18 protein-coding genes are annotated in these 24,998 nt (G+C 75.5%); 10 read left to right on the top strand and 8 right to left on the bottom strand.

All coding sequences use genetic code 11. The features are described 5' to 3' along the window. The first annotated feature begins 18 nt into the window (after window positions 1-18). Window positions 19-2,169 carry a putative bifunctional diguanylate cyclase/phosphodiesterase gene (locus tag ABD160_RS01815; protein ID WP_344017777.1) on the top strand — a complete coding sequence of 717 codons (2,151 nt, stop codon included), beginning with the start codon at window positions 19-21 and terminating at the stop codon, window positions 2,167-2,169. Between the two features lie 12 nt (window positions 2,170-2,181). Here ABD160_RS01815 and ABD160_RS01820 read toward each other — a convergent pair whose 3' ends face one another. The 3 genes from ABD160_RS01820 to ABD160_RS01830 all read right to left on the bottom strand — a co-directional run bounded on the left by ABD160_RS01820 (window position 2,182) and on the right by ABD160_RS01830 (window position 5,212). Continuing rightward, window positions 2,182-2,967 (bottom strand): LLM class F420-dependent oxidoreductase, encoded by a 786-nt coding sequence (locus ABD160_RS01820; RefSeq protein WP_344017778.1) that lies wholly within the window; start codon window positions 2,965-2,967, stop codon window positions 2,182-2,184. Between the two features lie 70 nt (window positions 2,968-3,037). Beyond that, a complete protein-coding gene (locus ABD160_RS01825) occupies window positions 3,038-3,778 on the bottom strand; it encodes a DUF742 domain-containing protein (RefSeq protein ID WP_344017780.1) in 741 nt (246 codons plus the stop codon). A 228-nt stretch (window positions 3,779-4,006) separates the two neighbouring features. Continuing rightward, entirely contained in the window at window positions 4,007-5,212 is a 1,206-nt protein-coding gene (locus tag ABD160_RS01830; RefSeq protein ID WP_344017782.1) for an acyl-CoA dehydrogenase family protein, read from the bottom strand. A 227-nt stretch (window positions 5,213-5,439) separates the two neighbouring features. Between ABD160_RS01830 and fdhA the strand changes: the two genes are divergently transcribed. Further along, the gene (fdhA, locus tag ABD160_RS01835) at window positions 5,440-6,654 is read left to right on the top strand and encodes a formaldehyde dehydrogenase, glutathione-independent (RefSeq protein ID WP_344017783.1); all 1,215 of its coding nucleotides are present in this window, start codon (window positions 5,440-5,442) and stop codon (window positions 6,652-6,654) included. Between the two features lie 55 nt (window positions 6,655-6,709). Here fdhA and ABD160_RS01840 read toward each other — a convergent pair whose 3' ends face one another. Continuing rightward, entirely contained in the window at window positions 6,710-7,519 is an 810-nt protein-coding gene (locus tag ABD160_RS01840; protein WP_344017784.1) for a DUF1932 domain-containing protein, read from the bottom strand. Between the two features lie 66 nt (window positions 7,520-7,585). Here ABD160_RS01840 and ABD160_RS01845 point away from each other — a divergent pair, with 66 nt between their 5' ends. After that, complete coding sequence (locus ABD160_RS01845; protein ID WP_344017785.1) at window positions 7,586-8,338, top strand: HpcH/HpaI aldolase family protein; 753 nt, start codon at window positions 7,586-7,588, stop codon at window positions 8,336-8,338. A 322-nt stretch (window positions 8,339-8,660) separates the two neighbouring features. On the opposite strand, the gene meaB is transcribed toward ABD160_RS01845, so the two are convergent. The 3 genes from meaB to ABD160_RS01860 form a co-directional block, all read right to left on the bottom strand. Continuing rightward, entirely contained in the window at window positions 8,661-9,644 is a 984-nt protein-coding gene (gene meaB, locus ABD160_RS01850) for a methylmalonyl Co-A mutase-associated GTPase MeaB (protein WP_344017786.1), read from the bottom strand. A gap of 106 nt (window positions 9,645-9,750) precedes the next feature. Continuing rightward, the gene (scpA, locus tag ABD160_RS01855; protein WP_344018006.1) at window positions 9,751-11,937 is read right to left on the bottom strand and encodes a methylmalonyl-CoA mutase; all 2,187 of its coding nucleotides are present in this window, start codon (window positions 11,935-11,937) and stop codon (window positions 9,751-9,753) included. Between the two features lie 23 nt (window positions 11,938-11,960). Then, window positions 11,961-13,880 (bottom strand): methylmalonyl-CoA mutase family protein, encoded by a 1,920-nt coding sequence (locus tag ABD160_RS01860; RefSeq protein WP_344017787.1) that lies wholly within the window; start codon window positions 13,878-13,880, stop codon window positions 11,961-11,963. A 193-nt stretch (window positions 13,881-14,073) separates the two neighbouring features. Between ABD160_RS01860 and ABD160_RS01865 the strand changes: the two genes are divergently transcribed. From ABD160_RS01865 to ABD160_RS01885, 5 genes are all read left to right on the top strand, one after another. Continuing rightward, window positions 14,074-14,694, top strand: coding sequence for a sulfite oxidase-like oxidoreductase (locus ABD160_RS01865; protein ID WP_344017788.1), 621 nt, complete (start codon window positions 14,074-14,076; stop codon window positions 14,692-14,694). After that, window positions 14,694-15,410, top strand: coding sequence for an FAD-binding oxidoreductase (locus ABD160_RS01870; protein ID WP_344017789.1), 717 nt, complete (start codon window positions 14,694-14,696; stop codon window positions 15,408-15,410). Before ABD160_RS01865 ends, ABD160_RS01870 begins: the two co-directional genes overlap by 1 nt. 120 nt (window positions 15,411-15,530) lie before the next feature. Next, on the top strand, window positions 15,531-16,472 hold the full coding sequence (locus ABD160_RS01875; RefSeq protein ID WP_344017790.1) for an alpha/beta hydrolase: 942 nt from the start codon (window positions 15,531-15,533) through the stop codon (window positions 16,470-16,472). Window positions 16,473-16,750: 278 nt separating this feature from the next. After that, window positions 16,751-21,001, top strand: a complete 4,251-nt coding sequence (locus ABD160_RS01880) for a Pls/PosA family non-ribosomal peptide synthetase (RefSeq protein WP_344018007.1) — start codon at window positions 16,751-16,753, stop codon at window positions 20,999-21,001. Continuing rightward, the gene (locus tag ABD160_RS01885; protein ID WP_344017791.1) at window positions 20,998-21,699 is read left to right on the top strand and encodes a BPL-N domain-containing protein; all 702 of its coding nucleotides are present in this window, start codon (window positions 20,998-21,000) and stop codon (window positions 21,697-21,699) included. The genes ABD160_RS01880 and ABD160_RS01885 overlap by 4 nt, the downstream gene beginning before the upstream one ends. Window positions 21,700-21,924: 225 nt before the next feature. On the opposite strand, the gene ABD160_RS01890 is transcribed toward ABD160_RS01885, so the two are convergent. Continuing rightward, window positions 21,925-22,263: a hypothetical protein gene (locus ABD160_RS01890; protein WP_344017792.1), complete on the bottom strand. Its 339-nt coding sequence runs from the start codon at window positions 22,261-22,263 to the stop codon at window positions 21,925-21,927. Window positions 22,264-22,337: 74 nt separating this feature from the next. On the opposite strand from ABD160_RS01890, the gene ABD160_RS01895 reads away from it, so the two are divergent. Further along, on the top strand, window positions 22,338-23,534 hold the full coding sequence (locus ABD160_RS01895; protein ID WP_344017793.1) for a heparan-alpha-glucosaminide N-acetyltransferase domain-containing protein: 1,197 nt from the start codon (window positions 22,338-22,340) through the stop codon (window positions 23,532-23,534). Window positions 23,535-23,543: 9 nt separating this feature from the next. Continuing rightward, the gene (locus ABD160_RS01900; protein WP_344017794.1) at window positions 23,544-24,992 is read left to right on the top strand and encodes a M1 family aminopeptidase; all 1,449 of its coding nucleotides are present in this window, start codon (window positions 23,544-23,546) and stop codon (window positions 24,990-24,992) included. Window positions 24,993-24,998 lie beyond the last annotated feature (6 nt).

A 24,998-nucleotide genomic window follows, 5' to 3' on the forward strand; every position in this document is an offset into this window, starting at 1 on the left:
GCGAACGGGGGTCGGTGGATGCAGCAGGCCGATGTCGCCGCTGCATGCGTCGACCACGGCCGGGCACTCGCCGCCGACGAGCTGCCCGCGCCCTCGGAGCTCGTGGCCGCCTGGACGGCCGCGCTGGCCCGCCGGTGCGCGCAGCCCGCCACCGAGCTGCGCCCGCTGCTGGAACGGCTGACCGGGCGGCTGCGGCGGGCCGCGACCGCCGAGATCCTCGATCCGGCCGAGGTCACCGAGGCGGGCCGCGAGCTGGTCCGCGCGCGGATCACCGACCCGGCCTGCCTGGAGGTCTCGATGACCGTGGTCGGCGCGCACCTGGAGCGGGCGGCGGGCACCGGCGACCGGGTCCGGCGGACCGCCGCGGTGCAGGCGTCGTTCGTCCGCGGCTTCACCGAGGCACTGCGGCTGCAGGTGCTCGCCGACCAGGAGCAGGTCACCCGGGCCGCGCTGGACGCCCGCCAGGTCGCCGAGCGGGCCCGCTGGGCGTCCGAGACCCGGTTCTCGGCGATGTTCGACTCGGCCGCGGTCGGCATCGTGATCTTCGACCCGCACGGCCGGTCGATCGAGGCGAACGACGCCGCCGCGGCGATGCTCGGCTACTCCCGCGAGCAGCTCACCGGGATGAGCGTCGGCGACTTCGTGTCCGTCCAGCAGGCCCCCGAGCTGTGGGCGGAACGGCCCCGGCTGCTCGACGGCTCGCTGGACCGGCTGCGCGTCGTGCGCCCGGTGCGCCGTGCCGACGACGCCGAGATCTGGATCGATGCGGTGGTCACCCCGCTGCGCGAGGACGACGGCGCGACCGACCACCTGGTCGCCGTGCTCAGCGACGTCACCGAGCAGCGCGAGCTGCAGCGGCGGCTGGAGCACCAGGCGTCGCACGATCCGCTGACCGGGCTGCCGAACCGCTCGCTGTTCTTCGGCCGGCTGGCCGCGGCGATCGCCGAGCCCCGCCCGGACGGCACCCGGCCGGGCATCTGCTATCTCGACCTGGACGGGTTCAAGGTCGTCAACGACACGCTCGGGCACCAGGCGGGCGACCGGCTGCTGGAGGTGCTCGCCGCCCGGCTGCGCGCCGCCCTGGAGCCGGAGGGGCATCTGGTCGCCCGGATGGGCGGCGACGAGTTCGTCGTGCTGGTGCCGCGGACGGCCGACCGGGCCGACCTGGAGGAGGTCGCCGGCCGGGCGCTGGGCACGGTCCGCAGGCCGGTCCGGATCGACGGCCGGGACATCGTGATCTCGGCGAGCGTCGGGGTGGTGCGGCACGACGGCGAGCTCGGCGCCGACGAGCTGCTGCAGGCCGCCGACACCACGCTGTACTCGGCCAAGCGGGCCGGCCGCGGCCGCTACCTGCACTACGACCGGGAGCGGCACCGCTCGGACGTCCGCCGGTTCGAGCTGTCGTCGCAGATGCCGGAGGCGCTGCGCCGCGACGACTTCGTGGTCGTCTACCAGCCGCTGGTCCGGCTCGCCGACGAGCAGACCGTCGGGGTCGAGGCGCTGGTGCGCTGGCAGCGCCCGGACGGCGAGCTGCTCGGCCCGGACCGGTTCATCCCGCTCGCCGAGGAGACCGGGCTGGTCGTCCCGCTGGGCAGGCGGGTGCTGGACGAGGCGTGCCGGCAGGGCCGGACCTGGGCCGACGCGCACCCGGAACGGCCGCTGCTGGTCAGCGTGAACGTCGCCGCCCGCCAGATCGTCGAGTCCGATCTGGTCTCGGACGTGGCGGCCACCCTGGACCGCTACGACTGGCCGGCCGAGCGGCTGCAGATCGAGCTGACCGAGTCCGATCTGATGGGCTCGCCGGGCGGGCCGCCCGCGACGCTGCGCGAGCTCGAGCGGATGGGCGTGCGGATCGCGATCGACGACTTCGGTACCGGCTACTCCAACCTCGCCTACCTGCGGCACCTGCCGGTGCACGTGCTGAAGCTGGCCGGTCACTTCGTGGCCGGCTCCGCCGAGCGCGACGACGTCATCCTGCGCACGCTCATCTCGCTGGCCTCCGCGCTGGACCTGGAGGTCACCGCGGAGGCCGTCGAGACGCGGGAGCAGGCGCTGCGGCTGCGCGAGTACGGCTGCGCGAACGCCCAGGGCTGGTACTACGCGCCCGCGGTCGTCCCGGAACGGATCCCGGACCTGCTCCGCGACCCGTTCCTGCGCGACGGCGGCTGAGCGGCGGGCCGGTCAGCCGTTGCGCTCGTCGCGCCAGGCGAGCCAGTCCTTCAGCCGGCTCAGGTCGTAGCCGCCCTGGCCGTCCTGGCCGACGGTGAACAGCCGCACGCCGGCGTCGTACAGGGCCGGGCCGAGCTCGTCGGGCCCGTGCTCGACGGCGACCGAGCGCTCGATCTCGGCCGGGTCGCGGCCGATGTCGCGGCAGTGCGCGTCCAGCACGCCGCACTTGTGGGCGACGGTCGCGACGTCGCCGAAGCCGTGCCAGATGGTGGCGTGCTCGGCGGTGTAGCGCAGCGTCTTCTTCTCGCCGCCGCCGCCGACGAGCACCGGGATGTCGCGGGTCGGCGCCGGGTTCAGCTTCGCCCAGCGGGCCCGGATCCGGGGCAGCGCCGCGGCGAGGTCGCGCAGCCGGTCCCCGGCGGTGCCGAACTCGTAGCCGTACTCGTCGTAGTCGCGTTCGAACCAGCCGGCACCGATGCCGAGGATCAGCCGGCCGTCGGAGATGTGGTCCACGGTGCGTGCCATGTCGGCGAGCAGCTCGGGATTGCGGTAGCTGTTGCAGGTCACCAGGGCGCCGATCTCCACCCGGGAGGTCGCCTCGGCCCAGGCGCCGAGCATCGTCCAGCACTCGAAGTGCCGGCCGTCGGGCTCGCCGTAGAGCGGGAAGAAGTGGTCCCAGTTGAAGACGACGTCGACGCCCGCCTCCTCGGCGGCCGCGACCGTTCGGCGGATGTCGGCGTAGTCGGTGTGCTGGGGCTGCAGCTGCAGCCCGACGCGGACGGGGCGCGGATCGGTCATGGGTCCATCCTGGCCGACCGGGCCGGGTCGCGCCGGGCGGATCCGGGGCCGGTGCCTGCCCGGTCCCGGATCAGAGGTTCCGCAGCCCGGAGAGCACCCGGTCCATCAGCGCCATGCTCGGCCCGTCCTCGGCCGAGGAGACGCCGTGCACGGTCAGCCTGCCCTCGCCGGCCAGGTCGTCGATGAGCACCCGCGCGACGCCGAGCGGGATCCCGGCCAGTGCGGCCACCTCGGACACCGACCGGGTCTGCGCGCAGAGGCTCAGCACGGCCGCCTGCTCGGTGCCGAGCACCGGTGCCGGGCCCGGCACCGGCCGGACCGAGACCAGGGTCTCCAGCCGCAGCTCCATCCGGACCCGGGTCCGGCCGCCGGTGATGACGTACGGGCGGACCGCGGTGAACGCGGCCTGCGGGGCGGGCTCGGCGGTACCGCCGAGGACCGGGAGCGGCGCGGTGTCGGACTCTGTGCCGAAACCGGCGTCGGGGTCCGGGCCGGAGCCGGTACCGGGGTGGGGATCGGGGCCGGTGCTGCTGCCGGCACCGGCAGCGCCCGCGTTCCCGGTCCGCTCCCGTTCGGCCGCCGCGGCGCGCTCCGCGGCGCGCTGCTTGCGGGTCTTGCGGCTCCGCTTGGCCGAGTGCCCGCCGAACCGCGCCCCGGTGACGCCGATCAGGTTCTCGTCGGCCTCCGGCTCCGGGGGCTCGGGCTCGGCCGCCTCGGCCGGGCGCCCGTGCGGGTGGTCCGGATCGGGGGCATGCCGGGACGGGCGGGCCCCGAACCGGGCACCCGTCCGCCCGATCTCCGACGGTGCCATCCACCCCTCCGCTCCCGAGCCGCCGGTGGCGGCGGCGTCGTGCTCTCGATCGCCGGGAGTGATCATCGCCGGGACGTGATCACTGTGGGCGATCAGGAAGACGCACAGGGTGCACCGACTTCGCTACCGAGCGGTGTCCAGCGTGTCACGGGCGTGTGACACGGACGAGGATCCGCAGGTCACGAACCCGAAAAAGCGCCCGATCGGAGCACGACACACCCCGGCCGTTCAGCCCAGCGGGCTGCGCGGGAGGAGCCGGTCGGCGATGATCTTCTTCTGGATCTCGCTGGTCCCCTCGAAGATCGTCGTGAGCCGGGCGTCCCGCCAGTGCCGCTCCACCTGGTGCTCGGTGGTGTACCCGTTGCCGCCGTGCAGCTGGATGCCGTCGGCGGTGACCTCGGCGGCCATCTCGGTCGCCACCAGCTTGGCCATCGCGGCCTCCCGGGCGCACGGTTCGCCCTGGTCGAGCCGGTGCGCGACGTGCTGGTAGAACGACCGCGCCTGCTCGACCCTGGCCGCCATCGTCGCGAGGGTGAACCGGACGGCCTGGAAGTCGCCGATCGGGTGCTCGAACTGCCGCCGCTGCTGCAGGTACCGCACGCAGTCCTCGACGGCCGCCCTGGCCAGCCCGACCGCGCGGGCGGCGGTGTGCACGCGGGCGATGTTCAGCCAGGCCTGCGCGTCGGCGAAGCCCTCGCCGCCGTCGCCGAGCTGGTTCGTGACCGGCACCCGCAGGCCGTCGAACTCGAGATCCCAGGTGACGAAGCCGTGGTAGCCGATCTTGTCGATCGGGCTGCCGGTGAGCCCGGCCGGGAAGCTGTCCCGCTCCTTCTCGACGACGACGGTGGCCAGCCCGGCCGAGCGCTTCTCCCCCGGCGCCGGGTCGTCGGTGCGGACCAGCACCTGGATGAAGTCGGCCGCCTTCGCGTTGCCGGTCCAGCGCTTCCGGCCGGTGATCACGAACTCGTCGCCGTCGCGGACGGCGCGGGTCTCCACCGCGGCGAGATCGGAGCCCGCGTCCGGCTCGGACAGCGCGATGGCGCCGATCCAGTCGCCGCGCGCGCTGCGCCGCAGCAGCTCGGCGCGCCGGTCCGGGTCCGCCACGGCGGTGCCGGCGCCCTGCGCCCTGGCGATGATCGACCCGACGCTCATCCAGGCCCTGGCCAGCTCCTCGGCGACCATGCAGTACTCGAAGGCGCCGAGGCCGAGGCCGCCGTGCTCGCGATCGACCGTGATCCCGAAGTAGCCGAGCTCACCCATCTCGTCGAGCAGGTCGCGCGGGATCTCGCCCCGGCGCGGATCGAGCTCGTTCGCCACCGGGAGCACCCGGGCCGTGGCGAACTCGCGGGCCTGCTTCTGCAGGGCCTCCCGCTCCGGCGTGTGGTGCGGCGCGGTCAGCACCGGGACGGGCGGCTCGCGGAGGTCGTCGGTCATCCGCGCAGTATCACCGCCGGGGCCGTGATCCGCTGCGGGCGCGGTCACTCCGGTGCGCCCCGTAGGTGCGCTGCACCCGTGCGCGATGCATCCAGCCATGCGCACGTCGGCATCCTGTGTCACGGTCGGGAACGGCGGCGCGGCCGGCGCGGGGGCGGCACCCGGGCGCGTCCGCCGGTTCCGGTCCGCGACCGCGGACCGCACCGATCGTGAGGGGAGCCAGTCTCATGCCCGACAACCGCGTGGTCGTCTACAAGTCTCCGGGTGAGGTCGCCGTCGAGTCGATCGACTACCCGAAGCTGGAGCTCCCGACGGACGTCGTGGACGGCCTGAAGATCAAGAAGAAGGCCCCGCACGCCGCGATCCTGAAGGTCGTCACCACCAACATCTGCGGTTCCGACCAGCACATGGTGCGCGGCCGCACGACCGCCCCGGCCGGCCAGACGCTCGGCCACGAGATCACCGGCGAGATCGTCGAGGTCGGTGACGACGTGCTGTTCGCCCGGCCGGGCGACATCTGCTCGGTGCCGTTCAACATCGCCTGCGGCCGCTGCCGGATGTGCAACGAGGGCAAGACCGGGGTGTGCCTCAACGTCAACCCGGCCCGGCCGGGCGCCGCCTACGGCTACGTCGACATGGGCGGCTGGATCGGCGGCCAGGCCGAGTACGTGATGGTGCCGTTCGCCGACTTCAACCTGCTGCGGTTCCCGGACCGCGACCAGGCGCTGGAGAAGATCCTCGACCTGACGATGCTGTCCGACATCTTCCCGACCGGCTACCACGGGGCGCTCACCGCGGGTGTGACGACCGGTTCGACCGTGTACGTGGCCGGTGCCGGGCCGGTCGGGCTGGCCGCGGCGCACGCCGCGCAGCTGCTCGGCGCGGCCACCGTGGTCGTCGGCGACATGGTCGCGTCCCGGCTGGAGCAGGCCCGCAGCTTCGGCTGCGAGACCGTCGATCTCACCGCCGGTGGCACCCTGCCCGAGCAGCTGGAGCAGCTGCTCGGCGAGCCGGAGGTGGACGCGGCCGTCGACGCCGTCGGGTTCGAGGCGCGCGGGCACGGCAAGGACGCCGACGAGGCGCCCGCGACGGTGCTGAACTCGGTCATGGAGGTGACCCGGGTGGGCGGCGCGCTCGGCATCCCCGGCCTGTACGTGACCGGCGACCCGGGCGCGGTCGACGACGGCGCGAAGGAGGGGACGCTCGGCGTCCGGATCGGGCTGGGCTGGGCGAAGTCGCACAGCTTCACCACCGGGCAGTGTCCGGTGAAGAAGTACAACCGGCAGCTGATGCAGGCGATCCTGTCCGGCCGGGCGGACATCGCGAAGGCGGTCAACGCCACCACGATCTCGCTCGACGACGCCCCGCAGGGCTACCGGGACTTCGACGGCGGCGCCTCGCGCAAGTACGTGATCGACCCGCACGGGTCGGTCGCAGCCTGATCCCCGCCCCGCCCCCGCCCCGCCGCACGGGCTGCGGCGGCTCGGGGGCCGGGGTTCAGGGCCGGTCGGCGGCCCGGCGGTACAGCTCGGCGGCGGCCCGCGAGAAGCCGTCCGGGACGTCCACCGCCGCGAACGCGGCCGCGGCCTCGTCCATCTCCCCCGCCCAGCGCCAGCCCTTCGCCGCGGCCTTCGCCCGGACGTCGGCCAGCGCCCCGTCGTGCTCGATCCCGCCGCGGGCCAGCTCGTCGTGCAGCGCGTCGGTCACCCCGAACCGGGCCGCCGCCTCGGCCATCGCCAGCCACAGCGTCGGCAGGGCCTTGCTCTGCAGCGCGAAGCACGCCTTGAGGCCGCTGGCGGCGCCGAGCCCGTCGAGCGTCCGGACGTCGAACGGACTGCCGTCGAACAGGCCCGCCAGCGCGTCCGCGCCGGGGCCGGAGAGCCACAGCACGGTCGTCCCGCGCTGCCACGCGGGCGGCCCGATCACCGCGCCGTCGCACACCACGGCCCGCTCGCCGAGCAGCTGCGCGATCGCCCGGACGGTGTCCGGCGCGATCGCGTTCGCCTCCAGGTAGACCGGCCGGTCGGTGCGGCCGGCGAGACCGGCCGCCACCTGCTCGGCCACCTCGCGGGCGGCGTGCGGCGGGCAGATCGAGACGATCACGTCGGACCGGGCGGCCAGCTCCGCGACGTCCGGCACGGCGACCAGGTCGGCGAGCTCGGCGCGCTTGGCCGTGGCGTGGCTGCGGCCGGCGTCGGCCCAGATCACCGCGCCCGCGCGGGCCTTGAGCGCCGACCCGATCGCGGCCCCCATCGCTCCGGGGTGCAGGATCCCGATCACCGGTCGGGGCGGCAGGCTCGTCGGCATGGGGATCATGATGCCCCGCACGACCCGCCGGTGGCGCATCGCGGCGCGGACGGGCACGGTCGGTCCATGAGCGTTCCCAGTACCGACCCGATGTTCACCGGCGACGCCGTCGGTGGCTGGCTGCAGCTGCCCTCCCCCGCGGTCGCCGAGATCGTCGGCTCGGCCGGGTTCGACAGCGTGTGCGTCGACACCCAGCACGGCCTGATCGGCGACGACAGCGTGCTCGGGATGCTGCAGGCACTCACCGCTTCCGGCACCCGGTCGCTGGTCCGGGTACCGGGCCACGGTGCGGAGGCGATCGGCCGGGCGCTCGACCGCGGCGCCGACGGCGTGATCGTCCCGCTGGTCGACACCGCCGAGCAGGCCGCCGCCGCGGTCGCCGCCTGCCGGTTCCCGCCGGCCGGGAACCGCAGCTTCGGTCCGGTCCGGCCGTCCTGGCTGGGGCGCGAGCCGCTGGCCGGTGGGCGCTGCGTGGTGATGGTGGAGACGGTCGCCGCGGTCGCGAACCTGGAGGAGATCCTCACCGTGGAGGGGCTCGACGCGGTCTTCGTCGGCCCGTCGGACCTCGCCCTGGCCTACGGGCTCCCGCTCGCCGCGCAGGCACCGGACGCGCCGGACGCGGCCCGCTACGGCGAGCTGATCGAGGGGATCACCTCGCGCTGCGCGGCGGCCGGGGTGCCGGTGGGGATCTACTGCAACTCCCCCGCGCACGCCCGCCGCTTCCGCGGGCTCGGCTGCACCTTCACCATGCTCGCCGCCGAGCAGGCCATCCTGCGGGCGGCCTGTGCGGAGCAGCTCGCCCAGGCCCGCGCGAGCTGAGCCCGCGACTCGCCGACGGCGGCAGCCGCGGCGTGGAGTGGCGGTGCGCGAGTTGCCGGCTCGCCGCGCGCGGCTCGCACCCCGGCGGCGGGGCCCCGCACCCCCAGCAGCTCGGTCTCGCACCCCAGCGGCTCGGTCTCGCACTCCCGGCGGCTCGGTCTCGCACCCCAGCGGCTCGGTCTCGCACCCCGGCGGCCCGGCCCGCACCCCCAGCTCTCCGCCGCACCGGTTCCAGCAGGTGCGCCGACGAGCGCGGGGTGCGGCACCCGAGGGGCGGGGTGCGGGCTCCGGCCGCGGTCCGGGCCGGATCGCGACCGGGGTGTCAGCGCAGCGCGTCCAGGATGGTCTGCGCGGCCAGGGTCGGGGTGAGCCCACCGGTCCGGACGTCGGTGGTGAGCGCGGGCAGCTTCTCCTGCAGGCCCGGGTCGTGCAGCAACCGGTCCATCAACCGGTCCCGCACCATCTGCCACATCCACTCGACCTGCTGGTCGGCCCGCCGGGTCGCCAGCTCACCGGCCTCGTCGAGGGCGGCCCGGTGCTCGCGGACCTTCTCCCAGACCGTGTCCAGGCCCATCCCGGTCTGGGCGGAGCAGGACAGCACCGGCGTCCGCCAGGTCGACGACGTCGGCGTCATCATGTGCAGCGCCCCGGCGAGCTCGCGGGCCGCGGCCCGGGCGTCCTGCTCGTGCCGCCCGTCGGCCTTGTTGACGGCGACGACGTCGGCGAGCTCCAGGATGCCCTTCTTGATCCCCTGCAGCGAGTCGCCGGTGCGCGCGATGGTCAGGAACAGGAAGGTGTCGACCATCCCGGCGACGGTCGTCTCGGACTGGCCGACACCGACCGTCTCGACCAGCACGACGTCGTACCCGGCGGCCTCCATCACCACCATCGTCTCCCGGGTGCGGCGGGCGACCCCGCCGAGCGTCCCGGCCGACGGGGACGGCCGGACGAACGCGTGCGGGTCGACGGCGAGCCGGGGCATCCGGGTCTTGTCGCCCAGGATCGACCCGCGGGTCCGCGTCGACGACGGGTCCACCGCCAGCACCGCGACCCGGTGCCCCTGCCCGGTCAGCCGGGTCCCCATCGCCTCGATGAACGTCGACTTGCCGACGCCGGGCACGCCGGAGATGCCGACCCGGACGGCGCCGCCGGACTTCGGGGTCAGCTCCAGCAGCAGCTCCTGCGCGGCGCGCTGGTGGTCGGGCCGGCTGGACTCGACGAGCGTGATCGCCCGGGCCAGCCGGGTGCGGTCGCCGGCCAGCACCCCGCGGGCGAGGTCCGCGGGATCGGGGACACGCGGGGCCATCAGGACCTCCGGTTCTCGGGGTTCGGGACGGGGCCGCACCCGGACAGGGGGGAACGGGGGCCGGCCCGGTCGTCGGGCACGTCCGGTCGTTCCCCCCTGCCGGGGATCAGTCCGCGTAGACGGTGCCGGTCCCGGCCGCCTCGTCGGGGTCGTCGTGGCCGAGCGCGGCCGAGAGCTTCCCGAGCAGGTCGACGGCCGCCTCGGCGATGACCGTGCCGGGCGGGAACACCGCTGCCGCACCCATCTTCAGCAGCTCCGGCACGTCGGCGGGCGGGATGACGCCGCCGACGACGACCATGATGTCCTCGCGGCCCAGCTCGGCCAGCTCGTGCCGCAGCTCCGGGACCAGCGTGAGGTGTCCGGCGGCCAGCGAGCTGGCGCCGATCACGTGCACGTCGGACTCGGCGGCCTGCTTCGCGACCTCGGCCGGGGTCTGGAACAGCGGGCCGACGTCGACGTCGAAGCCGATGTCGGCGAACGCCGTCGAGATGACCTTCTGGCCGCGGTCGTGGCCGTCCTGGCCCATCTTGGCGACCAGGATCCGGGGCTGGCGGCCCTCGGCGGCGGCGAAGGTGTCCACCAGCTCGCGGGCGCGGTCGATCGCCGGGTTCTTCCCGGCCTCCGAGGAGTACACACCGGAGATGATCCGGATCTGACCGGCGTGCCGCCCGAAGACCTTCTCCAGCGCGTCCGAGATCTCACCGACGGTGGCCTTGTTCCGGGCCGCGTCGACGGCCAGCCCGAGCAGGTTGTCGGCGTCGTCGCGCCGCCCGCCCTCGGCGATCTTCTCGGCGACCGCGGTGAGCCGGCGCAGCGACTCGTCGAGCGCCCGGTCGTCGCGCTCGGCCCGCAGCTTCTGCAGCTTCTCCAGCTGCTCGCGGCGCACCCCGGCGTTGTCGACCTTGAGCACGTCGATCTGCTCGTCGACGTCGACCACGTACTTGTTGACGCCGATCACCGGCTGCCGGCCGGAGTCGATCCGGGCCTGGGTGCGGGCCGCGGCCTCCTCGACGCGCATCTTCGGGATGCCCGCGTCGATCGCCTCGGCCATCCCGCCGGCCTTCTCGACCTCGTCGATGTGCGCCCACGCCCGGCGCGCCAGGTCGTAGGTGAGCTTCTCGACGTAGTAGCTGCCGCCCCACGGGTCGACGACGTTCGTCGTGCCCGACTCCTGCTGCAGCAGCAGCTGGGTGTTGCGGGCGATCCGCGCGGAGAAGTCGGTGGGCAGCGCGAGCGCCTCGTCGAGCGCGTTGGTGTGCAGCGACTGGGTGTGCCCCTGGGTGGCGGCCATCGCCTCGACGCAGGTGCGGACGACGTTGTTGTAGACGTCCTGCGCGGTCAGCGACCAGCCGGAGGTCTGCGAGTGCGTGCGCAGCGACAGCGACTTCGCGTTCTGCGGCTCGAACCGGTTCACCAGCTTCGACCAGAGCAGGCGCGCGGCCCGCATCTTGGCGACCTCCATGAAGAAGTTCATGCCGATCGCCCAGAAGAAGCTCAGCCGGGGGGCGAACTTGTCGATGTCGAGCCCCGCGTCGACGCCGGCCCGCAGGTACTCCACGCCGTCGGCGAGGGTGTAGGCGAGCTCCAGGTCGTTCGTCGCGCCGGCCTCCTGGATGTGGTACCCGGAGATCGAGATCGAGTTGAACTTCGGCATCTTCGCGCTGGTGAAGCCGAAGATGTCGGAGATGATCTGCATGGACGGCTGCGGCGGGTAGATGTAGGTGTTGCGGACCATGAACTCCTTCAGAATGTCGTTCTGAATGGTCCCGGTCAGCTTCTCCGGCGCGACGCCCTGCTCCTCGGCCGCGACGATGTAGAGCGCGAGCACCGGCAGCACGGCGCCGTTCATGGTCATCGACACCGACATCCTGTCCAGCGGGATGCCGTCGAACAGCTGGCGCATGTCCAGGATGGAGTCGATCGCGACGCCGGCCATGCCGACGTCGCCGGCGACCCGCGGATGGTCGGAGTCGTAGCCGCGGTGGGTCGCCAGGTCGAACGCGATCGACAGGCCCTTCTGCCCGGCGGCCAGGTTCCGGCGGTAGAACGCGTTCGACTCGGCGGCGGTGGAGAACCCGGCGTACTGGCGCACCGTCCACGGCTGGTTGGTGTACATCGTCGGGTACGGCCCGCGCAGGTACGGGGTGATGCCCGGGTAGGTGTGCAGGAAGTCGACGTCGGCCAGGTCGTCCGCGGTGTACAGCGGCTTGACGCCGATGCCCTCCGGGGCCTCCCAGGTGGGGGCGGATCCCGCCCAGGCCGACGACGGTGTGCTGCCCGAGTGCAGCGGCACGGAGCTGAAGTCGGGAATCCGGGTCACTTCGATCCCTCCAGCGAGGTGTGCACGTCGTCGATCACGGCCAGGGCGTCGCAGCCCGCGAACAGGTACCCGTCCACCCCGGGGACCTCCTCCTTCGGCTTCCCCGCCAGCAGGATGCGGGTCGCGCCCGCCGCGCGCAGCGCGGCGGCGGTGTCGGCGGCCCGCTCGGCGTAGAGCTCGTCCGACGAGCACAGCACGGCGACCGCCGGGCGGTCACCGGCCAGGTAGGCGTCGGCGACGGCCTGCGCGGTCTCGGTCGGCCCGGCCTCGGCGGCGTCGATCCCGCCGGCGCCGAGCAGGTTGCGGGTGAACCCGGCCCGCGCGGTGTGGACGGCCAGCGGGCCGATCGTGGCGAGGAAGACGGTGGGGCGGCGGCCGTCCCGCTCCAGCGCGGCGTCCGAGCGGTCCCGCTGGATCTCGTACGCCTCGGCGGGCCGGTAGAGCGGCAGGCCGCCGCGGGCCACCGGGGCCGGCAGCGGATCCCGGACGACCGGCTTCTCGTTCAGGTCGGGGAACTCGGAGACGCCGGTCAGCGGGGTCTTCCGGCGGGCGACGTCGGCCTCCCGCTTCGCCCGGACCTGCCCGACCCGCTCGGCCACCAGCCCGGAGTCGAGCGCGGCGACGGCGCCGCCCGCGCCCTCGATCTCCTGGAAGAACTCCCAGGCGACCCGGGCGAGATCGTCGGTGAGGTGCTCGACGTACCAGGAGCCGCCCGCCGGGTCGATGACGCGGGCCAGGTGCGACTCCTCGACCAGCAGGTTCTGGGTGTTGCGGGCGATCCGGCGGGAGAACGGCTCGGCGGCGCCGATCGCGGCGTCGAACGGCGGCACGGTGACCGCGTCCGCCCCGCCGACGCCGGCGGCGAAGCCGGCCACGGTGCCGCGCAGCATGTTCACCCACGGGTCGCGGCGGGAGAACAGCACCTCGCTGACGACCGCGTGCTGGCGCTGCGGGACGTCGGTGCTGCCGGCCGCCTCCAGCACCCGCGCCCACAGCCGGCGCGCGGCGCGCAGCTTCGCGATCGTCGGGAACTGCTCGGGGGTGGCGGCGTAGCGGAACTCCAGCACCCGGGCCGCGGCGGGCACGTCCAGCCCGCCGGTGGTGCCGTCCACCAGGGCGCGCAGGTAGGCGACGCCGGCGGCGAGCGACCAGCCCAGCTCCTGAGCGTCGGATCCGCCGGCCTCACGGATCACCCGGGCGTCCACGGTGACGGCGGTGACCTTCGGGAACGACCCGGCGACCCGGCGGGCCAGCTCGGCGACCGATCCGGTGTCCGGCCCGGACCCGGTGCGGGCGCGCAGGCCGATCGGGTCGGCGCCGAGCGAGCCCAGCAGCTCGGCGTCCTCGACGCCGTTGCGGGCGGCCAGGTCCAGGTACGCGCCGCCGGCCTCGACGGCGTCGGCGCCGGCGTCCAGCGCGACCGCGGCCAGGTCCAGGTAGACGCCGTCCACGGCGGCGGCGATCGCGTCGATCGGGATCCCGCCCTCGCCGACCCGCAGCCAGACCGAGTTGACGCCGCACTCCAGGTCGGCGAGCAGCGCCTCACGGACCGCGGCCGGATCGGTGCCGGTGTGCCGCTGGCGGATGTCCCAGCCGCCGGGGACGTGCCCGTCGGTCAGCGCACCGCGGGTGAAGGGCCACGCCCCGGGCACCCCGGTGGCGGGCAGCTCCGCCACGTCCTCGGACGCGTAGAGCGGGGCCACCCGGATGCCGTCGGCGCTGGTCCGGGTCAGCGCGGCGACCCCGGCCCCCGGTTCCGCGTCCTCGCCGATCCGGCCGGACCTCCGTACCACCGCGTCGACGGCGGCGGTCCACTGCTCGCGGGTCACCGGGTCGAACCCGCCCGCGAGGACCAGCTCGTCCGGCTCCGCCGGACCGTCACCTGCGTCGACCGCCGCCCGGTCGCTGCCCGTCATCCGCTCAGTTCTCCTCACCGGCCCGCGGGCGGCCTCGTTGCCCCGCCCGGCGCCGCCGTGATGACGCCGCCGAAGTGCAACGGAGTCTAGTGACGGCACCCGGCCGGGGGCATCGGCTGTGGTGAGACGCGCACGGCCTGTGACGCACCCGACGGCCTGGAACACAGCGGGCCGGTGCGGCATTGTGCCGTCCATGCCACCCGTGACCCGAGGCTTCGTCGGCAGGCGCAAGCGGGACCCGCGACTGCCTCCCGGCCAGTACGACGTCGGCGACCAGTGGCCGGTGCTGACCGCCGAGCCCGCGCCGAACCTGGACACCGCCCGCTGGACGTTCCGCATCGACGGCCTCGTCGAGCGCCCGGCCGAGTGGACCTGGGACGAGATCCGGGCGCTGCCCCGCGAACGCTGGGACGGCGACATCCACTGCGTCACCACCTGGACGAAGTTCGGGATGACCTGGGAGGGGATCCCGGTCGACACGCTGCTGGAGGCGGCCGGCCCGCTGCCGGGGGCCCGCTACGTGGTGGCGCACTCGCACACCGGGTACACCACGAACCTGCCGCTGGCCGACATCACCGGCGGCCGCGCCTGGCTCGCCTTCGCCGCGGGCACCGCGCCGGCGGCACCGGCCCCGCTCACCCGGGAGCACGGCGGCCCGGCCCGGCTGCTGGTGCCGCACCTCTACTTCTGGAAGAGCGCGAAGTGGGTGGCCGGGCTGCGGCTGCTCGCCGAGGACGAGCCGGGGTTCTGGGAGCGCAACGGCTACCACGACCGCGGCGACCCGTGGGCCGAGCAGCGATTCCAGGGGGACTGATGGAGACGACCTCCCGCCGGACCCTGCGCTGGCAGCTCGCGACCGTGCTGGAGATCCGCGACGAGGCGCCGAAGGTGCGCACCTTCCGGCTCGCGCTGGCCGAGCCGGCCACCCACCTGCCCGGCCAGTACTACGTGGTGCGGCTGACCGCCGAGGACGGCTACACCGCGCAGCGCTCCTACTCGGTGGCCTCGGCGCCGGACGGCCGCGCGGAGATCGAGCTGACCGTGGAACGGCTCGACGACGGCGAGGTGTCGGAGTTCCTGCACGACGTCGTCGTGCCCGGTGACGTGCTGGAGGTGCGCGGGCCGGTCGGCGGCTGGTTCGCCTGGGACGGCTCCGGGCCGGCGCTGCTCGTCGGCGGCGGCTCCGGGCAGGTGCCGCTGGTCGCGATGCTGCGGCACGCCCGGGCGCTGGGCCGGCCGGACCTGGTGCGGATGGTGCTGTCGGTGCGCACCCCGCGCGGCCTCTACTACGGCGACGAGCTGCGCGGCCCGGAGGTGCATCCGGTGTTCACCAAGGTCGCGCCGGAGGGCTCGGCGCGCCCCGCGGGGCGGTTGCGGCTCGACGACGTCGCACCGCTGGTCCGCGGCGGGGAGACCGCGTTCGTGTGCGGGAGCCCGGCGTTCGCCGACGCCGCGGCGGCGCTGCTCGCCGAGGCCGGCCTGCCCGCCGCGGCGATCCGGATCGAGCAGTTCGGCCCGACCGGCAGCTGATCCCCCCGGGCGACGCCTCGGCGTGACAGGCCGGGCGCGCTGCACCACCATGATCGGCGCGGCCGTGCCGGTGACCACCGGGCAGGACCGCCGGGCAGGACCACCAGCCAGGGAGCGCCGATGACCGTCACCCCCGTCGAGACGTCGTTCACCAGCGCCGGCACCCGGTGCGCGGCCTGGCACCTGACCGCGTCGTCGGACGCGCTGGCCGGGCGCCGGGGGCGGCCGTGCGTGGTGATGGCGCACGGCTTCGGCGCCACCCGGGACTCCGGGCTGCTGCCGTTCGCGCAGCGGTTCGCCGCGGCCGGCTGCGACGTGCTGCTGTTCGACTACCGCGGCTTCGGCACCAGCGACGGCACCACCGACCCGGCGCTCGCCCACGACGTGCACCACCTGCGGCACCGGGCCGACTACCACGCGGCGATCGCGCACGCCCGGACGCTGCCCGGGGTGGACCGGGAGCGGATCGTGCTGTGGGGCAGCTCGTACTCCGGCGGGCACGTCGTCCCGGTCGCCGCCCGGGACGGCCGGGTCGCCGCGGTGATCTCGCAGGGTGCGGCGATGGACGGCCTCGGCGCGCTGTGGGCGGTCGTGCGCCACGCCGGTCCCGGCGGGCTGCTCGCGCTCACCGGGCACGGGCTGCGCGATCTCGCCGGGTCGCTGCTGCGTCGCCCGCCGCACCGGATCGGGGTGTACGGCCCGCCCGGCTCGGTCGCCGCGATCACCGCGCCGGACGCCGAGGCCGGCTACTCGTCGATCACCGGGCCGTCGTTCCGCAACACCGTGCGGGCCCGCGCGGCGCTGCGCATCCCGGCCAACCGCCCGGTGACGGCCGCCCCGCGGCTGCGCGCGCCGATGCTGGTCGTGGTGGCCGCCCGGGACTCCATCGCGCCGCCCGCGGCGGCCCGGCGGGCGGCGGCCCGGGCGGGGGCGGGCGCCGAGGTGCTGGAGCTGCCGTGCGGGCACTTCGACATCTACACCGGCGCCCCGTTCGAACGCTCGGTGGCCGCCCAGGTGGACTTCCTCACCCGCACGCTCTCCCCGGCGCCCGCCGGCACCTGAGCCGGCCCGAGCCGGCCCGAGCCGGATCCCGGGAGAACCCGGCCGCCGTTCCCCCGGACGGCTCAGCGCAGGCCACCGACAGCGGCAGCGGAGCGGGCTCCGACTGCGCGCAGCGGGACAGCGTCACCCTGTCGGCGCAATTTCGCCGTAACATCGTCGCCCTCCGTCGTCGACATACCCGGTGCACCACGGCGTCCCGGCCGAGCGGCTCCCCGACCTCCCCTGCTCCGCGCCCGGTCCGGCGCGCCGTCGTCCGAGGGAGTTGACGGCACGTGACGATGTCCCCGCCCCGCGCGGGCCGCGCCACCCCGCGCACCGGCCCGCACACCGGACCGCACACCGGTCCGGGGCCGCAGCGGCATCCGGACCGGCTGCACCGGTTCTTCGAGGCCACTGTGGCCCGCACACCGGACGCGGTCGCGCTGCAGGACGGCGCGCTGGAGCTCAGCTACGCCGAGCTCGACGCCCGGGCCGCCCAGCTGGCCCGCTACCTGCGCAGGCACGGGGCCGGGCCGGGCGGCCGGATCGGGATCCTGCTGCACCGATCCTGGCGCACCTACGCCGTGCTGCTGGCCGTGCTGAAGACCGGCGCCGCGTTCGTCCCGATCGATCCGGCCGCGCCACCGGACCGGGTCGGCTACATCCGGTTCGACGCCGGCCTGGACCTGCTGGTCACCACCTCGGACCTGGCCGCCGAGCTGGACCGGGACCGGCTGGTGCAGCTCGACCTGTGCACCGCCGAGGTGGCCCGGCTCCCCCGGCACCCGGTCGAACCGGTCCCGCCCGGCGCCGATCCGCTCGCCTACATCATCTACACCTCGGGCTCCAGCGGGCGGCCCAAGGGCGTCGCCGTCGCGCACCCGAGCATCTGCAACTTCGTGCACGTGATCACCCGGGTCTACGACGTCCGCCCGCACGACCGCGTCTACCAGGGCATGACGATCTCGTTCGACTTCTCGATCGAGGAGATCTGGCCGACCTTCGCGGCCGGGGCGACGCTCGTCGTCGGGCCCACCGACTCCCGGCGGATCGGCGCCGAGCTCGGCGAGTTCCTGGCCGGCACCGGCGTGACGGTGCTGTGCTGCGTCCCGACCCTGCTCGCGACCATCCCGGTCGAGCTGCCCGCGCTGCGCACCCTGCTGGTCGGCGGCGAGGCGTGCCCGGCCGGGCTGGTCGAGCGCTGGGCCCGGCCCGGGCGCCGGATGCTGAACACCTACGGCCCGACCGAGGCCACCGTGACCGCGACCTGGGGCGAGCTGCGCCCCGGCCGGCCGGTGACGATCGGTGTCCCGGTGCCCACCTACTCGGTGGTGATCCTGGACGACGCGCTGCGCGAGGTGCCCCGCGGCGAGGTGGGCGAGATCTGCATCGGCGGGCCCGGCGTCGCCGTCGGCTACGTGAACCTCCCGGAGAAGACGGCCGACCGGTTCGTCCGGCACCGCGCCGCACCACCCAACGGCGACGGCCGGCTCTACCGGACCGGTGACCTCGGCCGGATCGACGACCGCGGCGAGATCGTCTACCTGGGCCGGGCCGACGACGAGGTGAAGATCCGCGGGCACCGGGTGGACCTCGGCGAGATCGAGAGCGTCGCACTGGAGCACCCGGGCGTGGAGAGCGCGGTCGCCGCGCTCAGCACGCCGGCCGACGGCACCGGCGAGGAGCTGACCGTCTACGTGGTGCCTGCCGGGCCGGCGCACCCGGACCGGGCCGCGCTGCACGGGCTGCTGCGCACCCGGCTGCCCGAGTACATGGTCCCCGGCTACCTGGAGGTCATCGACCGGCTGCCGATGATGCCCAGCGGCAAGGTCGACCGCCCGAAGCTGCCGCCGCCGTCCGGGCCGCGGATCGTGCTGTCCGCAGGCCCGGTGGTGGGGCCGGCGACCGGGCTGGAGACCCGGGTGCGCGACGTGCTCGCCGAGGTGCTGTCGCTGGAACCCGGCCAGGTGTCGGTGACCGCCGACTTCTTCGACGAGCTGGGCGGGCACTCGCTGCTCGCCGCCCGCGTGGTGACCCTGCTGCGGGAACGCGCCGTCGGGCGGACCGCCGCGGTGCGCGACCTCTACGACCATCCCACGGTCCGCGGGCTGGCCGGGGCGCTCGATCCGGCGGCCGGCCCCGCGGCGGACGCGGCCCCGCCGCCCCCGCCGCGGCCGCAGCCGCTGCGCCACTCGCGCGGCCGCTACTCGCGCGCCGGGACCGTCCAGGCCGCGGCACTGTTCGTGCTGCTGCTGGTGATGACGCTGCCCGCGGCGGCCGTCTACGCCTGGCACGGCGGCCGGGTCGCGCCGGACGTGCTGGCCCAGCTCGCCGTCGGCGCGACCGCGGTGTTCCTGCTGCAACGCTGGGTGCTCGCGCCGCTGGCGGTACGCGCGCTGACCGCGCGGGTGGCGCCGGGCCGGTACCCGATGTGGGGCGCGGTGCACCTGCGGCTGTGGGCGGCCGACCAGCTGCTGGCGATGTCGCCGCTGCCGGTGCTCTCCGGTGGCCCGCTGGCCGCGCCCTATCTGCGGATGCTCGGCGCCCGGATCGGCCGGGACACCCACCTCGGCACGTCGGTGCTGGCGCTGCCGCGGATGCTGCAGGTCGGCGACGGCGCCACCATCGGCTACGGGGCCGCGCTGCGGCCGTGGACGCTCGGCGACGGATGGGTCACGGTCGCGCCGATCGCGGTCGGCGAGGGCGCGCACGTGGGCGCCAGCGCCGTCGTCGAACCGGGGGCGGTGATCGGCGCCGACGCGGTGCTCGGCGAGCAGTCCGCGGTCGCCGCGGACCAGGTGGTGCCGCGCGGGGAGCACTGGGCCGGTTCGCCCTGCGTGCCCGACGCCGCCGACGCCGCGGTGGCCGAGCTGACCGAACGCGGGCCGGCGCCGTCCTGGACCCGGCCGCAGCTGGCCGCCGCCGTGGCCGGCGTGCTGGCCCTGGAGCTGGTCGCGCTGGCCTCGCTGGTCCCGGCGGTGCTGCTGGTGTGGACCTCGCTGCTGCTGTTCGGCAACGGACCGGCGCTCGCCGTCGCGGTGGCGGTGGGGCCGGTGTTCGTGCTGACCGTCTGCGCGCTGGTCGCGGTCGGCCGCCGGGTGGTCGCGCCGCGCACCGGGCCCGGGGTGTTCCCGGCCCGGTCCGCGCTGGGCCTGCGGAAGTGGTTCGGCGACAAGCTGCTCGAGATGAGCCTGACCTACACCAACGCGCTGTACTCGACGCTGTACACGGTCGGCTGGCTGCGGCTGCTCGGCGCGAAGGTGGGCCGCGGCGCCGAGGTGTCGACGGCGTCGCACATCGACCCGGAGATGCTCACGATCTCGCAGGGCAGCTTCGTCGCCGACATGGCGAGCGTGGGCAGCGCGACCTTCCACAACGGCTGGATGGTGCGCCGCCCGACACTGGTCGGCCGGCGGGCGTTCGTCGGGAACGCCGCCGTCGTACCGGCCGGTTCGACACTCGGTGACGAGTCGCTGATCGGGGTGGCGACGGTGCCGCCGCCCTCCGGTGTCCCGCAGGACAGCACCTGGCTCGGTTCACCCGCGATGCACCTACCGGTGCGGCAGGACTCAGGCGACCATCCGGAGTCGATGACGTTCCGGCCGTCCCGCGGCCGGGTCGCCGAGCGGCTGGGCATCGAGTTCCTGCGCGCCACGCTGCCCGCGTCGGCGATCTCGGTGTCGATCTACCTGTTCCTGCAGTGGCTCTCCGACGTCGCCCGCACGGCGCCGTCCTGGGTCGTGGTGCTCGCCGCGCCGGCACTCGCGCTCGGCACCGCGCTGCTGCTGGTGCTGCTGGTCGCGGCGGTGAAATGGCTGGTCGTCGGCGCGTACCGGGTGCGCACCGAGCCGCTGTGGAGCCGGTTCGTGCGCCGCTCCGAGTTCGTCACCGGGCTGTACGAGGCCGCGGCCGTGCCCGGTCTGCTGACGATGCTCTCCGGTTCGCCGATGCTCCCGCCGCTGCTGCGCCTGATGGGTGCCCGGATCGGCAGGCGCACCTGCGTGTCGACCACCTACCTGACCGAGTTCGACCTGGTCGACATCGGTGACGACGCCGTCGTCGGGCGGGACGTGTCGTTGCAGACGCACCTGTTCGAGGACCGGGTGATGAAGATGTCCACGGTGACCGTCGGGGCCGGGGCGACCGTCGGCGACCGGGCGATCGTGCTGTACGACGCGGTGGTCGGCGCCGGGGTGCGGCTGGAGCCGCTGTCGCTGGTGATGAAGGGCGAGCACCTGCCGCCCGGCACCCGCTGGCGCGGGATCACCGCCCAGCCGGTCTCCGACGCGGCGCCGCCCGTCCCGGCCCCGGCCGCGGGCCCGGGCCCGGTCGCGGTCGCGCAGGCGGAGCCGACCGTGCGGACCGCCGCGGTGGACGCGCAGCGGACGACCGTCCTCACCCGGGTCGGCCCGGCCGTCGATCCGGGTCGGACCGTGCGGATGCGCTCGGTGCAGGCGGCGCGTTCGGCGCCGCGCCCGTCCGGGCCGCCGACGTACCGGGTGCCGGCGCCCCGGCCCGGCGGCGCGCGGCACCGCAGGTCCGACCGGTGAGACTGCCCCGCCCGTTCCGGCGGCCGGGCCGTCGCGCGCGGCCCGGCGCACCGCTCGCCCTGGTCCGGCGCGGCCCGGACGCGGTGCCCGGCTGCGCGGAGTCGGTGGCGGCCCTGCTCGCGTCCTCCCGGCACGGGTTCGACGTGCGGTTCGCCGGGCGCGGCGAGGAGCTGGACCTGTCCGCGGGGACGCTCGCCGCGGCGGCGCTCTACGCCGAACCCGGCGGCGGCGACCTGGACGCGGCCTGGCCGGTGGTCCGCCGGGTCCGCGGCCCGGTCCGGGACCTGGTCGCCGGCGGCGGCCGCTACCTGGGCTTCTGCCTCGGCGGCTATCTCGCCGGGGCGACCCCCGGCTTCGGGCTGCTGCCCGGCGACACGGACCGCTGGATCGGCACCCGCGGCGCCACCGTCGAGCACGACGGCGACGCGCTGGTCCGGATCGACTGGCGCGGCCGGGAGCGCACCCTGTTCTTCCAGGACGGGCCGCGGTTCCTGCTCGATCCCGGCGCCGCGGGCGGCGTGCTGGCCCGCTACCCGAACGGCGAGATCGCCGCGGCGGTGCTGCCGTTCGGCGCCGGGCGGATCGGCGTGGTCGGCCCGCATCCCGAGGCCGGACCGGACTGGTTCGACGACGCCGGGCTCCCCCGGGCCGACGCCCGCGACCTCGGCCACCAGCTGATCGACGAGGTGATGGCATGACCCGACCGACCCCACCGCCGGGACCGCGGGTGCCCGCGCCCCGCATCGACGGGCCGACCGTGCGCACCGCGCCCGGCCGGATGCCCCCGCCCGCCCGGGTGCCCGCACCCCGCGGTCCGCGGCGCCCGGCCCACGGGGCGCCCGAACCACGACACCCGGTCCCGCGCCCCCGGTCCCGCACGGCACCCCCGGCCCTCCCGGTCACAGCACCGCCGGCCCGCCCGGTCACAGCCCCGCCCACCACAGCACTCCCCACCACGGCGCCGGCCACGGCACCGCCCACTGCACCGCCGCCCACTGCACCGCCGCCCACCACAGCACTCCCGGCCACAGCCCCGCCCACCACAGCACTCCCCACCACAGCACTCCCCACCACAGCACCGCCCACTGCACCGCCGCCCACCACAGCGCTCCCGACTGCAGCACTCCCCACCGCAGCGCCGCCCGGTGCAGCGCCACCCACCACGGCACTCCCTGCCGCAGCGCCGCCCACCACAGCCCCGCCCACCACAGCCCTCCCCACCACAGCACTCCCCACCGCAGCACCGCCGCCGGCTCCCCCACCCACCGGCACGTCCGGCCCGCCGGCCGCCACCGCCGAACCCCGCCGTCCCGCGCAGCGGTCCCGGCTGATCGGCGTGGACGCCGCCCGCGGCGTCGCGCTGCTCGGGATCATCGCCGTGCACGCGCTCGTCGAGACCACCGACGACGGCGTCTCCACCGCCAGCTACCTGATCTTCGGCGGCCGCTCGGCCGCGCTGTTCGCCGTGCTCGCCGGGGTGTCGTTCGCGTTCCTGACCGGCCGGGCCCGGGTCCGGCCCGGACCGGACCTGTGGTCGGCCGCCGCGATGCTCGCCACCAGGGCCGGCATGCTGATGCTGATCGGGCTGGCGCTGAGCTGGACCGATCCGACGATCGCCGCGCTGATCCTGCCGTACTACGCGATCGCCTTCCTGCTCGCGATCCCGCTCGTGGCGCTCCCGACGGCGGTGCTGGCACCGCTGGCGGCGGCGCTCTGCCTGGGCGTCCCGGTGCTCTCGCACCTGGTCCGCCCGGCCCTGCCGGTGCCCGACCTCGGCAATCCCTCGCTCACCGGCCTGGTCACCGATCCGCTGGGCCTGCTGTCCGAGCTGACCGTCACCGGCGCCTACCCGGGCGTCGTGTGGCTCGCCTACCTGGCGGTGGGGATCGTCGTCGGGCGGCTGCGGCTGTCCTCGGCGCGGACCGCGGCCGGGCTGCTGGTCGGCGGGACCACCGCCGCACTGGCCGCGACCGCGGCGTCGATCTGGCTGCTCGGGCCGGGCGGCGGCTACGCCGCGATCGCCGCGGCGGGCCCGCCGGAGCTGCTCGACTCGGCACCGACGATCGCCGACGCGGTCACCGGCTACCCGGACGGGGTCACCCCGACCACCACCTGGTGGTGGCTCGCGACGGTGGCGCCGCACTCGGGCACCCCGCTCGACGTCGTGCAGACCAGCGGATCGGCGCTCGCCGTGCTGGGCGCGATGCTGCTCCTGGCCGGGATCGGCACCCGCGGCGTGTCGACGGTGCTGGGGCACCTGCTGCGCCCGCTCGCCGCGGCCGGCTCGATGACATTGACGTTCTACGTCGCGTCCATCCTGTTCATGAACTCGCCGCTGGACACGTTCGGCCCGCTGGAGGGCTACCTGTGGCAGGTCGCCGTCGCGCTGGCGGCCGGGCAGGCCTGGCGGCGGGCGGTCGGACGCGGCCCGCTGGAGACGCTGGTGTCCGCCCCGGCGCACGCGGTGCGCGACCGGGTGCGCTCGGCGAGGCGCACCGGCACGCCGGCCGCCGCGGGCCGGCACCGGGGCTAGCCTCGTCGCATGATCGACCCGAGCGGCCGGTGGTACCGCGCGTTCGTCGTGCTCGCCGTGGTCCCGGCGGTGCTCGGCGGGTGCGCCGCCGCGGGGCCGGGTGCCGGGCGGGCCGCGCCGGACCCGGACCGGCCGGTCGTCGACGCCGCCCTGGACCTGGCCCCCGATCTCGGCTCGGCGACCGGCACCCAGTCCGTCCGGTTCACCCCGGACGACCGGACCTGCGAGCTGGTGTTCCGGCTGTGGGCGAACCGGCCGCCCACCGTCGCCGACGGCACGTCGTCCGAGATCACCCGGGCCGCCGTCGACGGCATCCCGGTCACCCCGGTGACCGAGCAGGCCGGCGCCCCCGAGGGCGCGCCGGGCACCCTGGTCGAGCTGCCGCTGCCGGCCTGCGTCGACGCGGGCACCCCGGTCACCGCCGAGCTCGGCTTCCGGATCACCCTGGGTGCGGACTCCGGGCAGCGGATCGGCCGGTCGCCCGCCGCCGGGACCGCCTGGCTGGGCTCCCCGCTGCCGCTGCTCGACCACGTGCGCGGCCGCGGCTGGGTCCGCGGGGACGCCGTGCCGCTGGCCGGTGAGACGGTGGTGTCGGAGGACTTCCGGCTCGCGTCGCTGGCCGTCACCGTCGACGACGACCAGCAGGTCGTCGGGGTCGGCACCCCGGCCGGCCGGACCGCGGCGGGCCCGGGCCGCAACACCCACACGTTCACCGCGGACGCGATCCGCGACGTCGCGATCGCGGCGGGCGACTACACGATCACCGGGTCCACCGTCGGGACCACCCGGGTGCGCGTCGCGCTCCCCGCCCCCGGCGGGCCCGGGGTCACGGACGGCACGGGCGGGCTGCGCGGCACCGCCGCCGACTGGACCGCCGCCGTCGCCGAGTACCTCCCCCGGCTGGAGGCGCTGCTCGGCCCGCACCCCTACCCGGACCTGTGGCTGACGATCGTGCCCACCCAGAGCGACGGCGTCGAGTTCCCCACCCACCTGCAGTTCGGCGACGTCGACGACGACACCCGATCCGCGCTCACCGCGCACGAGCTGGCGCACATGTGGTTCTACGCGCTCGTCGGCAACGACCAGGGCCGCGACCCGTGGCTGGACGAGTCGTTCGCCACCTGGGCCCAGGCCGTCGTCGCCGACCAGGCCGGGTACTACCGGCCGGAGCGGTACTCCCCCGCCGCGGACGGCCGGATCGGCGACCCGATGACGGCGTGGGACCGGCGCGGCGGCGGGTTCTCCGGGTACGTCACCGGCGTGTACGACCAGGGGGCCGCGGCGCTGCTGGAGGGCCGCCGCCGGGTCGGCGCGGACCGGTTCGACGCCGCCGTACGGGACCACATCGACCGCAACGCGCACCGCGTCGTCGAGCCGGCGGACGTGCGCGAGTCGTTCGCCGGGCTGCCCGAGGTGCTCGAGGTCCTGCGGGAGCACGGCGCGTTCGACGGGCGCTGAGCGAGC

The sequence above is a fragment of the Pseudonocardia kongjuensis genome, from assembly GCF_039526905.1.
Lineage (GTDB): Bacteria > Actinomycetota > Actinomycetes > Mycobacteriales > Pseudonocardiaceae > Pseudonocardia > Pseudonocardia kongjuensis.